At 71.4% G+C, this 14715-nt stretch carries 10 protein-coding genes; 4 read left to right on the top strand and 6 right to left on the bottom strand.

Translation table 11 applies throughout. The features are described 5' to 3' along the window. Positions 1-8: 8 nt before the first annotated feature. The 3 genes from ccrA to CEB94_RS33715 all read right to left on the bottom strand — a co-directional run bounded on the left by ccrA (position 9) and on the right by CEB94_RS33715 (position 4507). On the bottom strand, positions 9-1352 hold the full coding sequence (gene ccrA, locus CEB94_RS33705; protein WP_175435740.1) for a crotonyl-CoA carboxylase/reductase: 1344 nt from the start codon (positions 1350-1352) through the stop codon (positions 9-11). A gap of 379 nt (positions 1353-1731) precedes the next feature. Beyond that, positions 1732-2559, bottom strand: coding sequence for a TetR family transcriptional regulator (locus CEB94_RS33710; RefSeq protein WP_179956579.1), 828 nt, complete (start codon positions 2557-2559; stop codon positions 1732-1734). Positions 2560-2701: 142 nt separating this feature from the next. Further along, positions 2702-4507 (bottom strand): 3-hydroxyacyl-CoA dehydrogenase family protein, encoded by a 1806-nt coding sequence (locus CEB94_RS33715; RefSeq protein ID WP_175435742.1) that lies wholly within the window; start codon positions 4505-4507, stop codon positions 2702-2704. Between the two features lie 397 nt (positions 4508-4904). Between CEB94_RS33715 and CEB94_RS33720 the strand changes: the two genes are divergently transcribed. After that, positions 4905-5480 (top strand): adenylosuccinate lyase, encoded by a 576-nt coding sequence (locus tag CEB94_RS33720; protein WP_175435743.1) that lies wholly within the window; start codon positions 4905-4907, stop codon positions 5478-5480. A 2-nt stretch (positions 5481-5482) separates the two neighbouring features. On the opposite strand, the gene CEB94_RS33725 is transcribed toward CEB94_RS33720, so the two are convergent. The 3 genes from CEB94_RS33725 to CEB94_RS33735 form a co-directional block, all read right to left on the bottom strand. After that, a complete protein-coding gene (locus CEB94_RS33725; RefSeq protein WP_246112210.1) occupies positions 5483-6010 on the bottom strand; it encodes a GNAT family N-acetyltransferase in 528 nt (175 codons plus the stop codon). A gap of 141 nt (positions 6011-6151) precedes the next feature. Beyond that, entirely contained in the window at positions 6152-7729 is a 1578-nt protein-coding gene (locus CEB94_RS33730; RefSeq protein ID WP_175435744.1) for an alpha/beta hydrolase, read from the bottom strand. A gap of 137 nt (positions 7730-7866) precedes the next feature. After that, positions 7867-8922 (bottom strand): Rv2578c family radical SAM protein, encoded by a 1056-nt coding sequence (locus tag CEB94_RS33735; RefSeq protein WP_175435745.1) that lies wholly within the window; start codon positions 8920-8922, stop codon positions 7867-7869. A 171-nt stretch (positions 8923-9093) separates the two neighbouring features. On the opposite strand from CEB94_RS33735, the gene CEB94_RS33740 reads away from it, so the two are divergent. The 3 genes from CEB94_RS33740 to CEB94_RS33750 all read left to right on the top strand — a co-directional run bounded on the left by CEB94_RS33740 (position 9094) and on the right by CEB94_RS33750 (position 14646). Further along, positions 9094-9537, top strand: a complete 444-nt coding sequence (locus CEB94_RS33740) for an SRPBCC family protein (protein WP_175435746.1) — start codon at positions 9094-9096, stop codon at positions 9535-9537. Between the two features lie 156 nt (positions 9538-9693). Continuing rightward, the gene (locus tag CEB94_RS33745) at positions 9694-12084 is read left to right on the top strand and encodes an MFS transporter (RefSeq protein WP_175435747.1); all 2391 of its coding nucleotides are present in this window, start codon (positions 9694-9696) and stop codon (positions 12082-12084) included. Between the two features lie 141 nt (positions 12085-12225). Next, entirely contained in the window at positions 12226-14646 is a 2421-nt protein-coding gene (locus CEB94_RS33750) for an ATP-binding SpoIIE family protein phosphatase (RefSeq protein ID WP_175435748.1), read from the top strand. Positions 14647-14715 lie beyond the last annotated feature (69 nt).

Below are 14715 nucleotides of genomic sequence, written 5' to 3' on the forward strand. Positions count from 1 at the left end.
GACGCCTCTCAGATGTTCCGGAAGCGGTTGATGGCGTCCACGTGCTGCGCGCGCTTCTCCTGGTCGCGCACGCCCAGGCCTTCCTCGGGGGCCATGCACAGCACGCCGACCTTGCCCTGGTGGAGGTTGCGGTGCACGTCGAAGGCGGCCTGGCCGGTGTCCTCCAGCGAGTACACCTTGGACAGGGTCGGGTGGATCTTGCCCTTCGCGATGAGCCGGTTGGCCTCCCAGGCCTCACGGTAGTTGGCGAAGTGCGAGCCGATGATCCGCTTCAGCGACATCCACAGGTAGCGGTTGTCGTACTCGTGCATGTAGCCCGAGGTCGAGGCGCAGGTGGTGATGGTGCCGCCCTTGCGGGTGACGAAGACGCTCGCGCCGAAGGTCTCGCGGCCCGGGTGCTCGAAGACGATGTCGATGTCCTCGCCGCCGGTGAGCTCGCGGATGCGCTTGCCGAAGCGCTTCCACTCCTTGGGGTCCTGGGTGTGCTCGTCCTTCCAGAACTTGTAGCCCTCGGCGCTGCGGTCGATGATCGCCTCGGCGCCCATCGAGCGGCAGATGTCCGCCTTCTGGTCGCTGGAGACGACACAGATCGGGTTGGCGCCGCCGGCCAGCGCGAACTGGGTGGCGTACGAGCCGAGTCCGCCGCTCGCGCCCCAGATGAGCACGTTGTCGCCCTGCTTCATGCCGGCGCCGTTGCGGGAGACCAGCTGCCGGTAGGCGGTGGAGTTGACCAGACCGGGGGCGGCGGCCTCCTCCCACGACAGGTGGCCGGGCTTCGGCATCAGCTGGTTGGACTTGACCAGCGCGATCTCGGCGAGGCCGCCGAAGTTGGTCTCGAAGCCCCAGATGCGCTGCTCGGGGTCGAGCATCGTGTCGTTGTGGCCGTCCGAGGACTCCAGCTCGACGGACAGACAGTGCGCGACGACCTCGTCGCCGGGGCGCCAGGCGTTGACGCCCGGGCCGGTGCGCAGGACGACGCCCGCGAGGTCGGAGCCGATGATGTGGTACGGCAGGTCGTGGCGCTTGGCCAGCTCGTTGGTGCGGCCGTAGCGCTCCAGGAAGCCGAAGGTCGACAGCGGCTCGAAGATCGACGTCCACACCGAGTTGTAGTTGACCGACGAGGCCATGACGGCCACCAGGGCCTCACCCGGGCCGAGCTCGGGCAGCGGCACCTCGTCGAGGTGGATCGACTTGCGGGGGTCCTTGTCGCGGGTCTCGAGGCCCGCGAACATCTCCGTCTCGTCCTTGTGCACGGTGATCGCGCGGTACGACTCGGGGAGCGGGAGGGCGGCGAAGTCCTCCGACGTGGAGTCGGGCGACTGGATCGCGGCCAGGATGTCCTTAACGGTCACGGTGTTGCCTCCGGCGGTGAGCGCCCTGAGGGAGGGGCGCCGATGGTTACGTCGGTGCTGCTGAGGGTTGAGGGTGTGCCGTCGGTTCGGCGGTGGTGCTGTTCGGCAGCGCTGGTGGCGCGGGAGGTTGCCTGTGACGCAGGCGTCCGGACGGGCAGGCGCTGGGCCTGCTGGGACGTCGCCCGGACCTCTTCAACGTATGACACCGCGTGTCACCCCGCAAGGCACTGAGTGCCAGAAGTTTCTCTCAGGTGAAATCTTTACTTGACAAATGAGCGATGATCGATCGAACGGTATCCCGGAGTGCCTGCAAAACGGCCCCTGACATGCCAAAACGGCCACCCCGAGGGGTGGCCGTCATCACACGGGTGAAGGGGGCTCAGCGTTCCTTGAGCGCCTGCTCGATCGTCCGCATGACCTCGTCCAGCGGGGCGTCGGTGCGGGCGACGGTCACCAGCACCTCACCCTGCGCCGAGGCCGTGGCCGCGGCCGGCTGCGGTTCCGTGGAGCGCCCGGCCCCCATGCCCGACCCGAAGGTCTTGCGCACGATCGCGAAGGCGTGGTCCAGCTGCGCCTCCACATCCCCCTGGGCGCCCGCCCGCAACCAGCGCCGCAGCACGTGGTTGTGGGCCGTGACGACCGCGGACGCGGCGACCTCCGCCAGCAGCGGGTCGTCGTTGGCGTCGTCGGCGTGCGCGCGCTCGTCGAAGTGGCCGAGGAGATAGCGGGTGAAGAGGCGCTCGTAGCGGGCCACCGACGCGATCTCCGCCTCGCGCAGGGTGGGCACCTCGCGCGTCAGCTTGTAGCGGGCGACCGAGATCTCCGGCCGGGCCGCGTACATCCTCATGACTTCCTTGATGCCACGGCACACCGTGTCGAGCGGATGCTCGTGCGCGGGCGCGGCGTTGAGCACCGCCTCGGCGCGGATCAGGGTGTCGTCGTGGTCGGGGAAGATCGCCTCTTCCTTGGAGCGGAAGTGGCGGAAGAAGGTGCGGCGGGCCACCCCCGCCTGGGCCGCGATCTCGTCGACGGTGGTCGCCTCGTACCCCTTGGTCGCGAACAGCTCCATCGCGGCGGCCGCCAGTTCCCGGCGCATCTTGAGCCGCTGGGCGGCGGCGCGAGAGCCGGCGGCACTTTCCGGCGCGTCGGTCGCGGCGGGTGTACGTGAGGACTTGGCGGGCTGGGGCATGCCCTGAACGTACTGCATGTGCGCAGCTCGCTGCGCATGACCTGGTTCCACCCCGCCGCCGCGGGGCGGGGCAGGGGCGGGCCGGCCGGCCGGGTGGAACCGGTCCGGGCCGAGCAGGCCGCCCCACTCCGCGCCGGACCGGAACCAGTCGCCGGGACGCTCAGCGCTTGGCATATTCGCGGAAGCCACGGCCGGTCTTGCGGCCGAGGCAGCCCGCGGCCACCAGGTGCTCCAGGAGCGGCGCCGGAGCGAGCCCCGGGTCGCGGAACTCGCGGTGCAGGACCTTCTCGATGGCGAGCGAGACGTCCAGCCCGACGACGTCCAGCAGCTCGAACGGGCCCATCGGGTAACCGCCGCCCAGCTTCATCGCCGCGTCGATGTCGTCGAGCGTCGCGTAGTGCTCCTGCACCATCTTGATCGCGTTGTTGAGGTACGGGAACAGCAGCGCGTTCACGATGAAGCCCGCGCGGTCACCGCAGTCCACCGGGTGCTTCCTGATCCGGCCGCACACCTCGCGGACCGTCGCGTGGACGTCGTCGGCGGTCAGCACCGTCCGGACGACCTCGACCAGCTTCATGGCGGGCGCCGGGTTGAAGAAGTGCATGCCGATGACGTCCTGCGGGCGCGAGGTGGCCCGGGCGCAGGCGACGACCGGCAGCGACGAGGTCGTGGTGGCCAGGATCGCGCCCGGCTTGCAGACCTTGTCCAGGGCGGCGAACAACTGGCGCTTGACCTCCAATTCCTCGGCGACCGCCTCCACGGCCAGGTCGACGTCCGCGAAGTCGTCGTAGGTGCCCGTGGCGGTGATGCGGTCCAGGGTCTCGGCGGCGGCCTCCGCGCTCATGCGGCCCTTGTCGACCGAGCGGGCCAGGGACTTGCCGATCCGGGCCTTCGCGGTCTGCGCCTTCTCCGCGCTGCGGGCGGCCAGGACCACCTCGTAGCCGGCCTTGGCGAAGACCTCGGCGATACCGGAGGCCATGGTGCCCGAGCCCGCGACGCCGACCGAGCGGACCTCCCGGCCGGGAACCAGGTCGCCGCCCTCCAGCGGGGTCAGCGCGTCCCGCACGACGACCGGGCTGCCCGGCGCCTCGTAGGTGTAGAAGCCGCGTCCCGCCTTGCGGCCGGTCAGGCCCGCCTCGCTCAGCTGCTTGAGGATCGGGGCCGGGGCGTGCAGCCGGTCGCGGGAGGCGGCGTACATGGCCTCCAGGACCGTGCGCGCGGTGTCCACGCCGATCAGGTCGAGCAGCGCCAGCGGGCCCATGGGCAGCCCGCAGCCCAGCCGCATCGCGGCGTCGATGTCCTCGCGGGAGGCGTACTTCGCCTCGTACATCGCGGCCGCCTGGTTGAGGTAGCCGAACAGCAGGCCGTCGGCGACGAATCCGGGGCGGTCGCCGACCGCGACGGGCTCCTTGCCCAGGTCGAGCGCGAGGTCCGTGACCGCGGTGACGGCCGCCGGCGCGGTCAGCACCGAGGAGACGACCTCCACCAGCCGCATCGCCGGGGCCGGGTTGAAGAAGTGCAGGCCCAGCACCCGCTCGGGACGGGACGAGTCGGCGGCCAGCCGGGTCACGGACAGGGCGTTGGTGCCGGTCGCCAGGATCGTCTCGGGGCGCACGATCCCGTCCAGCTCACGGAAGATCTGCTGCTTGACCTCGTAGGACTCCGGGGCCACCTCGATGACCAGGTCGGCGTCGGCCGCGGTGCGCAGGTCGGCGGAGGTGCGGACACGGCCGAGGATCTCGGCGCGCTCCTGCTCGGTCAGCCGGCCGCGCTCGACGCCGCGGGCGGTGGAGGCCTCCAGAGCGGCGACGCACTTCGCGGCCTGGGCCTCGCTGATGTCGATGCCGACGACCGTGCGGCCGGCCTTGGCGAGGACCTCGGCGATGCCGGTGCCCATCGTGCCGAGGCCGACGACGGCGACGGTCTGCAGCGGGGACTGGGACGGGTCGGAAAGGGGAGTGGCCATCGCGGGACTCCAGGATGAGGGTGACGACGGGGAACGCGCTCCGGGTGCGCCGTAGGCGGCCCGGCGGAAGCCGGACCACAGGGCGCAACCGGGTGCGTGATGAAGTGCGGGTGCTGGCCGGGCTGCGAAGCGCACACGCCCGGTGCCGCTCCGCGGGCGTGCACACGCCCGGGGTGAACGGCGGTTCCGACCGGCCCTGTCCCGGGGCCGAGCCGTACTGCGGTACCTGAGGCACCGAACCGACTGCTCTCGCGACTGCCGCGTCACCAGACCGCCGCGAGGAAATGCGAGTGGGTAACTCGCTCGTCTGAGCTTAACTGGCGGGTAACGAGCGCGCCAGCCCTCGTCTTTGTGATGTACGTCCCGCGCGGCTCGCACCGCCCCTAACCTCTCAGTCATGGACGAAGAGTTGCGATCACTCACGGAGCGCTTACGGCAGGAGTCCGGGGCGTCGCCCGCCTTCGAGCGGCTCGTGGCGACCGACGACCTCGACGCCCTGGCGGCGGCGCTGACCGAACCGGGACAGCACCTGTGGGCGAGGGAACTGGCCGCGTTCCGGCTGGGGCTCGCGCGGGACCGGCGGGCCTTCGAGGCCCTGGTGCTGCTGCTCAACCACCGTGACCCCCCGCGCTGCGCCTCCGCCGCCCACGCCCTCGCCCGGCTCGGGGACCCGCGCACCGCCCGCGCGGCCGCCGCCCTGGCCACCAACGAGCTGCGCGTCGCCTACGCCCTGCACCCGGTGCGCCTGCTGGTCGAGCTGCGCGCCCCGGAGGCGGTGCCCGCGCTGATCACCACGCTCCAGCGGCGCCTGCGCCCGCACGACCCGTACCGCCGCGTGGCGCTCGCCTGCGTGGACGGGCTCGGCGCGCTGGGCGACGCCCGGGCCAGACCCGTCCTGAACGAGGCCCTCGCGCACCCGGCGCTGGCCGAGGCGGCGGTGCGGGCGCTGGGGCGGATCCCGAAGCGGAGGTGACGTCAGCGCGGGAGTGCCCTGGCGTACCGCACCTCGGGGACCGCGACCCCCTCCACGTCGAAGGGCTCCTCGGCGCCGTCCGCCCGGAAGCCGGCCCTCTCGTAGAAGCGGCGGGCCCGGTCGTTCTCCTTGAGCACCCACAGCAGGAGACGGCCGTGGCCCGCGGCGGAGCAGCGCGCGACCGACTCCGTGAGCAGTGCCTGCCCCACGCCCTGCCCCACCTGATCCGGGTGCACGTAGATGGCGTACAACTCGGCGTCCCCGGTGAGGACTTCACCCTCCCGGTACGGGCCGTGGCACGCCCAGCCGACGAGCTCGCCGCCGGCGCCCTCGGCGACCAGGTTCACCACACTGCCGTCGCCCTGCGAGAGGTACGTACGACGGCGCTCGGCGTCCTCCTCGACGCTGAGCCCGTCCAGGTACGACTGCGGGATCAGGCCCTGGTAGGCGCTGCGCCAGCCGCCGACGCGGATCTGAGCGACACGGTCGCAGTCGGCGAGCGTCATCTCCCGTATCCGAAGGCTTCTCATGGCGCCACAGCCGAGACCTGGCGGGCCCGCGCCGCCGAGTGCGGCCTCGCCGCCGGGGGAGGGGGTCCTCGTCAGCTCACTCATGGCTCCATGGTGGACCACGGGAGCGACAACGCCCGCCCCCGACGGATCGTCAGCCGCTCAGTGACGGAAGCCGAGCAGGCCGTGCAGCGTCGAGCCGTCGGAGGAGGCCGACGCCGCCTTCGCGGCCGTCGCCGCGGGCTTCGGGTCGGGCAGCGCCTCGCACACCGCGTCCGCCTCGCCGTAGCCGCGCGGCACGGTGCCGTCCGACAGGTATGCCGCCAGGTGCTTGTCCAGGCAGGCGTTGCCGCTCAGCGTGACGCCGTGGTTGCCGCCGCCCTCCTCGACGACCAGGCTGGAACGGGCCAGCAGGTGGTGGACGGTGACAGCGCCCTCGTACGGAGTGGCCGCGTCGCCGGTCGCCTGGAACAGCAGGGCCGGAGGCAGTTTGCCGTTGGCCACGTTCACCGGGCGCAGTGAGTCCGTCGGCCAGAACGCGCACGGCGCGTTGTACCAGGCGTTGTTCCAGGTCATGAACGGCGCCTTCTCGTACACCGCCCAGTTGTCCTTGCGCCACTGCCGCCAGTCGCGCGGCCAGTCGGCGTCCCGGCACTGCACCGAGGTGTAGACGCTGTAGCCGTTGTCGCCGGAGGCGTCGACCGCGCCGAAGTTCTCGTACGCCTCGACCAGCGGCTCGGGGTCCTTGTCGTTCACGTACGCCGCGAACGCCTCCGCCAGGCTGGGCCAGTAGCCGTTGTAGTAGCCGCCCGGAATGAAGGTGTCCTCCAGCTCCGAGGCGCCCACCGTGCCGCCCGCCGGCTTCTTCGCGAGGACCGCGCGCATCGCGTACCACTTGGCCTCGATCCTCTCCGGATCGGTGCCCAGTTTGTACGTCGCGTCGTACTTGGCGACCCAGGCCAGGAAGGCGCGGTGGCGGTCGTTGAAGGCCACGTCCTGGTTGAGGTTGGCGTCGTACCAGACGTCGGTCGGGTCGACGACCGAGTCCAGGACCAGGCGCCGGACCCGCTCCGGGAAGAACTTGGCGTAGACCGCACCCAGATAGGTGCCGTACGAGTAGCCGAAGTAGTTGATCTTCTTCGCGCCCAGGGCCTGCCGGATCGCGTCCATGTCGCGCACGGCGCTGGTGGTGTTGATGTAGGGCAGGAGGTGCCCGTACTTCTTGCCGCAGGCGGCGGCGAAGGACCTGGCGCGGTCGAGGTTGGCCTTCTCGATCGCGGGCGTCGTCGGCAGGGAGTTTGGGCGGACCGGGTCGAAGTGGCCCGGCTTGCAGTCCAGTGCGGGCTTGCTCGCCCCCACGCCGCGTGGGTCGAAGCCGATGACGTCGTACTGGGCCGCGACCTTCGCGGGCAGCGAGGACGCGACGAACCCGGCGAGCGTCAGACCGCTGCCGCCGGGACCGCCGGGGTTGACCAGCAGCGGGCCCTGGTAGGTCCTGGCGGTGTGCGGGACGCGGGACAGGGCGAGGGTGATCTTCTCCCCGTGCGGCCTGCGGTGGTCGAGCGGCACCTTCAGGGACGCGCACTGGAGCGTCGGGTAGTCCTCGGTGGCGCAGCTCTTCCAGGAGAGCTTCGCGGTCTGCGGGGTGTTGGCGGGGGCGCTCGCCTCGGCGGCAACGGCCGTGAAGGCCCCGGCCATGACGATGGCGGCACCGCACAGCGCGGCTGCGCGTTTTCTCATGGAGTCCTCCCAGGACGGCGGGATGAAGGACCGCGAGGGTCGCCGTCCTCGCCGCATCGTCCCGGAAACCGGTCCCGGAAGAACTCATTCCGTCAAACTGATGACCCGATTGGATCTTCGGATGCGCTCGTATGCTCCTAAAGGAGCGAAAGTTGAGTCGGCCCGGACATCTGCCCGGGCGCCGGGGGCTCCTCCTCCACCGGCTCTGCGGGCCGGATCCGCCGCGGCGTCCCCGCGCGCGTGGGCCCGATGCCGTACTCCTCGGCCAGTTGGTGCACCTGACGGGTGATCCGGCGCTGGTACCACTTCGGGGCGTAGGAGCCCTCCGCGTACAACCGCTCGTACCGGGCCACCAGATACGGATGGTGCTGCCCCAGCCAGGCCATGAACCACTCGCGGGCGCCGGGCCGCAGATGCAGCACCAGGGGCGTCACGGACGTGGCACCGGAGGCCGCGATCGCCCGTACGGTGGCGCGGAGTTGGGCGGGCGTGTCGCTCAGGAACGGGATCACCGGCGCCATCAGCACCCCGCAGCCGATGCCGTGCTCGCCGAAGGTCCGGACGACCTCCAGGCGCCGCTCCGGCGCGGGTGTGCCCGGCTCGACGGTGCGCCAGAGCTCCTCGTCGGTGAAGCCGACCGACACGGAGATGCCGACGTCGGTGACCTGCGCCGCCTGCTTGATCAGCTCCAGGTCGCGCAGGATCAGCGTGCCCTTGGTGAGGATCGAGAAGGGGTTCGCGTGGTCGCGCAGCGCAGCGATGATGCCCGGCATCAGGCGGTAGCGGCCCTCGGCGCGCTGGTAGCAGTCGACGTTCGTGCCCATGGCGATGTGCTCGCCCTGCCAGCGGCGCGAGCCGAGCTGCCGGCGCAGCAGCTCCGGCGCGTTGGTCTTGACCACGATCTGGCTGTCGAAGCCGAGGCCCGTGTCGAGGTCCAGGTAGCTGTGCGTCTTGCGCGCGAAGCAGTACACGCACGCGTGGGAGCAGCCTCGATAGGGGTTGACCGTCCACTGGAACGACATCCGCGAGACCGCCGGCACCCGGTTGATGATCGACCGGGCCCGGATCTCGTGGAAGGTGATCCCGCGGAACTCCGGTGTGTCGAACGTACGCGTCGTGACCGCGTCCGCGCCGAACAGCGCGGCATCGGCCCGGCTGTGTTCGGAGTCCATTGTGAGGTTCTCCCAGCGCATGACGCCTCCTCGGTAGCTCTGACCACAGAATAGAACACACGTTCCCTTGATCGTGCGAGGGGTGTTTTCCGAACGCGTTCGACCGGATTGCGCCACCCCGATTTGGGAGGCCGGGCAGCGGGGTGGTTGGCTTGCCCCGACCCCCGAGCAACCAGGTCCTGGAGGAATGCGATGGCGCAGGTCGAGGCCACTACGGAGCGGATCGTCGCGGCGGACGCGGAGACGGTGTTCGACGCCCTCGCCGACTACAGCGGCACGCGCGCGAAGCTGCTGCCCGAGCAGTTCAGCGAGTACGAGGTGCGGGAGGGCGGCGACGGCGAGGGCACCCTCGTCCACTGGAAGCTCCAGGCCACCAGCAAGCGCGTGCGCGACTGCCTCCTGGAAGTCGGCGAACCCACCGACGGTGAACTGGTCGAGAAGGACCGCAACTCCTCCATGGTCACCACCTGGCGGGTCACACCGGCCGGTGAGGGCAAGTCCCGGGTCGTCGTGACCTCCATCTGGACCGGTGCCGGCGGCATCGGCGGCTTCTTCGAGAGGACCTTCGCGCCCAAGGGTCTCGGCCGGATCTACGACGCGATGCTCGCCAAGCTCGCCGCCGAGGTCGAGAAGTAACCCGCCCCAAGGCTCAAACCCCCAGGGCGTGTTACGCCCCTCACCGGTTCGAGTGATCTCCGCACGGCTCGCTCCTGCGCCGTAACTCGTCGCGCTTGCTCGTAGTTGTCGCTTTTACGCGGGAATTGTGCGGCAGCGCGACGAGGGGAGCGGTGAGTGGGCGGGATCACTCTGGCGCAGGACGAACCGGCGGTGGCACCCCCCGACACCCCCGCACCACCGCCGGATCCGGACACCGGACCGAGTCCGCGCCGGGTGCGGCTGGTCTTCTTCGCTCTCATGCTGGCCCTGCTCCTGGCCGCCCTGGAGCAGATGATCGTCGCCACCGCGCTCCCGAAGATCGTCGGTGAACTGCACGGCCTGGACCGGATGTCGTGGGCGATCACCGCCTACCTGCTCACGGCCACCGTCGGACTGCCGATCTACGGCAAGCTCGGCGACCTCCTCGGCCGCAAGGGCGTCTTCCAGTTCGCCATCGTCGTCTTCGTCGCCGGCTCCGCGCTCGCGGGCCGGGCGCAGACCATGGATCAGCTGATCGCCTTCCGCGCCCTGCAGGGCGTCGGCGCGGGCGGCCTCATGATCGGCGTCCAGGCGATCATCGCGGACATCGTGCCGCCCCGGCAGCGCGCCCGCTACCTGGGCCTGATCGGCGCCGCCTTCGGCCTCGCCTCGGTGGCCGGACCGCTGCTCGGCGGCTACTTCACGGACCACCTCTCCTGGCGCTGGTGCTTCTACGTCAACGTCCCCTTCGGCCTGGTCACCCTGGCCGTCGTCGCCGTCACCCTGAAGCTCCCCAAGCCCGCCCACAGGGCCCGATTCGACATCGTCGGCGCGCTGCTGCTGACCGCCGCCTCCACCTGCCTGGTCCTGCTGACCAGTTGGGGCGGCACCGAGTACGCCTGGGACTCGCGCATGATCCTCGGCCTCGCGGCCGCAGCGGCGGCGGCGACCGTCCTCTTCCTCGTCACCGAGCACTTCGCCGCGGAACCCCTCATCCCGCTGCGGCTGTTCAGGGACTCCGTCTTCAACGTCACCGGCCTGGTCGGCCTGGTGGTCGGGGTGGGCCTGTTCGGCGCCGCCAGCTATCTGCCGACGTACCTGCAGATGGTCGACGGAGCCTCCGCCACCGAGTCGGGCCTGCTCATGCTGCCGATGATGGCCGGGATCGTCGGCGCCTCGATCATCGCCGGCCAGCTCATCAGCCACACCGGCCGCTACAAGGCCTATCCGATCCTCGGCGGCGCCCTCTCCGTCGCCGGCATGTGGCTGCTGTCCCGCCTGGAGGTCGGGACGCCCCGGCTGCACTACAGCATCTGGATGGCCGTCCTCGGCGCCGGCATCGGCATGGTGATGCCGGTGCTGATCCTCGCCGTGCAGAACTCCGTACGCCCAGCCGACCTCGGCACCGCCACCAGCGCCAACAACTACTTCCGGCAGATCGGCGGCAGCGTCGGAGCCGCCGTCTTCGGCACCCTCTTCGCCGACCGGCTCACCCACGCCCTCGCCGAGCGCCTGCCCGCGCGCGCGGGCACGGGGCTGCCGGACTCCGAGTCCATCACCCCGCAGCTCGTGCACGCACTGCCCCCGGCCCTGCGCGACAGCTACATCCGGGCGTACGCCGACGCCATGCCGCGGATCTTCCTCTACCTGGTGCCGGTGCTCGTCCTCGGACTGGTCATCGCCTTCTTCCTCAAGGAGAAACCCCTGGTGTCCCACAACGCCTCCGTCACCGACCCGGACGCGGCGCCGGGGAACGCCCCGGTCCCGCAGGCCCGTGCCGCGTACGCCGCCGGCGTGCCGGTGTGCGGCTCGGTGCAGCACCACGACGGGACCGTCGTGCCCCGTGCGGCGCTCACGCTCATCGACGTCACCGGGCAGCAGACCGGGCGTGGCGCGAGCGGCGAGGACGGGCGCTACGCGCTGGCCACCCCGGGCCCGGGCTCGTACGTGCTGATCGCCGCGGCCGGCGGCCACCAGCCACAGGCGGTCTCCGTGACCGTCGGCGAACGCCCCGTCGAGCTCGACATCGTCCTCGGCGGCGCCGGGAACCTGATCGGCACCGTGGTCACCGCCGACGGCACGCCCGTACGGGACGCCACCGTCACACTCACCAACGTGCACGGCGAGGTCGTGGCCACCACCCGCAGCGGCCGGGAGGGCGGCTACGTCATCACCGAGCTCGTCGCCGGCGAGTACACCCTCGCCGCCAGTGCCCCCGCCTTCCGCCCGGCCGCGCTCCCCGTCACCGTCCAGGCCGCCCGCGAGACCCGCCGGGACATCGAACTGGCCGGCGGCGCCGTGCTGCGCGGCACCGTCCGGGCGGGCGGCGGCCGGCCCGTGGAGGACGCGCGCGTGACGCTGCTCGACGTGGGCGGCAACGTCGTCGACACCCTCACCACCGGCGCCGACGGCACGTTCCGCTTCGTCGACCTGTCCTCCGGCGAGTACACCGTCATCGCCGCCGGTTACCCGCCCGTCGCCACCGTCCTCCAGGTCGCCGGAGGAGGCCGTACCGAGCGGGATCTCCAACTGGGCCACGAGAACTGACCGGCCGCGGCGCGCGGGGTCGTACGCCGGTGCGCACCCCGCGCGGGCAATTCCCGCGTTGCCTCACATCGCCACCGGCGGAGTCGTACGGTGGTGACGCCGGCACAGATCTTGCGTCCGTGGGGAGAGAGGGCCCGGGTCATGGACCATGGCACCGACAGGGCTGAGCAGGGCACGGCGACGGAAAGAGCCGAGCCCGGCCGCGTCCCCCTGGCCGTCGTCGTGGTCGACCGCGACGGCCTCGTGTCCCACTGGAGCCGCGGTGCACGGCGGCTGTTCGGCACCCCCAAGGAAGAGGCGATCGGCCGCACCGCTCTCGACCTGCTCCCCGTCTCGGGCGCCCTGCCCGAAGAGCGGGACACCACCTCGTACACCGCCTGCGACGGCCTCGGCCCCGACCTCGAATCCTCCCTCGACGGCGGGCTGTCCTACCCTGCGGCGGGTCGCGCCCGGCTCACCGCGCCCGGGGGCGGCCGGGTCGACGTCCTGTGGTGGGCCTACCCGCTGGTGGGCCCCGGGCCCGAGCGGCTGCTCGTGCTGGCGGCCGACGCCGAAGCCCTGCGTGCGGGCGACGGGGCGTTCGAGCGGATCGCGCCCGGCTTCGCGCCGCACACCGACTTCCCCGGGTCGCAGGACCTCGCCCGCCGGCTCCCCGAGATCCTGCCCAGCATGAGTGTCGGTGAGAGCGCCCGCATCGTCGGACAGATCCTCGAACTCGGCTATCCGATCCTGGAGTTCAGCCAGAACGACCGGGTCCCCGTCACTCCCGAGTGGGGCGTGGCCCGGCGAGCCGAGCGCAAGGCGCGCCGCGAACGGGCCGCGCGGGCCCGGGCCGCCGGTGAGCCCGTGCCGGAGGAACCGCCCGACGAGGGCGAGGACCTGGAGTACGCGGCCGTCCGTGAGCGCCTGGAGTTCCTCAACGAGGTCAGCGGCCGCATCGGCACCTCCCTCGACCTGTCCCGCACGATCGTCGAGGTCAGCAGGGCCGTCGTGCCCCGCTTCACCGATGTCGCCGGGACGTATCTGCGGGAACAGGTCGTCGCCGGCGAGGGGTTCGAGGACGGTGTGCCCGACACGACGACGATGTGGCACCGGGTCGCCGTCGAGCACACCGACGAGCCCGGCCGCTGGGACGACGTCGTCCCCGTCGGCGAGGCCATGCCGTTCCCGGCACACACGCCGTTCTTCCAGTGCATGACCAGCGGCCGACCCGTCCTCGTGCCGCGCATCAGCGAGGAGATGGGGCACGCCATCGCCGCGCAGTTCGAGAAGCGCGACATCCGGCCCCTCATCACCGGCCGCTCCATGCTGGTCGTGCCTCTCAAGGCACGCAACGTCGTGCTCGGCTTCATGATCCTGCTCCGGCACCCGGAGCGGCCCGTCTTCAACGACATGGACCGCGTCACCGGCGCCGAACTCGCCGCCCGGGCGGGCCTCGTGCTCGACAACGCGCGCATGTACACCTTCCAGGAGAACGTCGCCGAGACGCTCCAGGACAGCATGCTGCCGCACATCCCGCCCCGCATGGCGGGCTGCGACATCGCCACCCGCTATCTGCCGGGCACGCTGCTCGGGCGGGTCGGCGGCGACTGGTTCGACGCGGTGAAACTGCACGGCGGGCGCACGGCGTTCGTCGTCGGCGACGTCATGGGACACGGCCTGAACTCCGCCGCGATGATGGGCCAGCTGCGCACGGCCGTGCAGACCATGGCCGGGCTCGACCTGCCGCCCGCCCAGCTGCTGCGCAACCTCGACGACCTCGCCCAGCGCCTCGGCGACACCTACCTCGCGACCTGCCTCTACGCCGTCTACGATCCGATCGCGAGCGAACTCCACCTGGCCAACGCCGGGCACATCCCGCCCGTCCTGGTCCGGGCCGGCGACGGCCGCGGCGAACTGCTGGACCTGCCCACGGGCGCGCCCGTCGGTGTCGGGGGAGTGCCCTTCGAGGCGATACGCGTGCGCGTGGAGCCCGGCGACCGGCTGGTGATGTGCACCGACGGGCTGGTCGAGATGCGCGGCGAGGACATCGGGGTGGGCCTCGCGACGCTCTGCGCGTCGGCCGCGCACCCGGCCGCCTCCATGGACGACGCCTGCGACACCATCATCCGGGCACTCAATACGCGGGGCGGGCGCAAGGACGACGTGGCCCTGCTGATGGCCCGCCTGAACGGCATCGAGCCGGACGACGTCGCCGAGTGGCGCCTCGCCCTCGACCCGGCCGAGGTCGGCCGGGCCCGCGCGGTGGTCCGCGAGCAACTGCACGACTGGGGCCTGGCGAAGCTGGCCGCCCCCACCGAGCTCATGGCCGGCGAACTCGTCACCAACGCCGTACGGCACTCCCACGCCCGGCCCGTCGAACTGCGCCTGGTCCGCGGCGACACCCTGCTGTGCGAGGTGGACGACGACGACCACGAACTGCCGACGCTGCTCGACGCGGGCCCGCTCGACGAGGCCGGACGCGGCCTGCGCGTCGTCAGCACGCTGTCACGCGAGTGGGGGACCAGCCGGACCAAGGCCGGCAAGACGGTGTGGTTCGAGCTGACCCTGCCGCGCCGCTGAACACCGTGACAGCAGTATCCAGAGATCATTTAAAAGTCAACCACCTATTTCGAGCTGCTTTTGTGGCTG

This window comes from Streptomyces hawaiiensis (genome assembly GCF_004803895.1).
In the GTDB taxonomy this organism is placed as follows: Bacteria; Actinomycetota; Actinomycetes; order Streptomycetales; family Streptomycetaceae; genus Streptomyces; species Streptomyces hawaiiensis.

What these genes read in the sequence shown, in the direction of transcription:
- CEB94_RS33710 (WP_179956579.1), bottom strand. Translation starts at nt 2,559, where the DNA reads ATGCAGTACGTTCAGGGCATGCCCCAGCCCGCCAAGTCCTCACGTACA.
- CEB94_RS33750 (WP_175435748.1), top strand. Translation starts at nt 12,226, where the DNA reads ATGGACCATGGCACCGACAGGGCTGAGCAGGGCACGGCGACGGAAAGA.
- CEB94_RS33720 (WP_175435743.1), top strand. Translation starts at nt 4,905, where the DNA reads ATGGACGAAGAGTTGCGATCACTCACGGAGCGCTTACGGCAGGAGTCC.
- CEB94_RS33740 (WP_175435746.1), top strand. Translation starts at nt 9,094, where the DNA reads ATGGCGCAGGTCGAGGCCACTACGGAGCGGATCGTCGCGGCGGACGCG.
- CEB94_RS33725 (WP_246112210.1), bottom strand. Translation starts at nt 6,010, where the DNA reads ATGAGAAGCCTTCGGATACGGGAGATGACGCTCGCCGACTGCGACCGT.
- CEB94_RS33735 (WP_175435745.1), bottom strand. Translation starts at nt 8,922, where the DNA reads ATGCGCTGGGAGAACCTCACAATGGACTCCGAACACAGCCGGGCCGAT.
- CEB94_RS33715 (WP_175435742.1), bottom strand. Translation starts at nt 4,507, where the DNA reads ATGGCCACTCCCCTTTCCGACCCGTCCCAGTCCCCGCTGCAGACCGTC.
- CEB94_RS33730 (WP_175435744.1), bottom strand. Translation starts at nt 7,729, where the DNA reads ATGAGAAAACGCGCAGCCGCGCTGTGCGGTGCCGCCATCGTCATGGCC.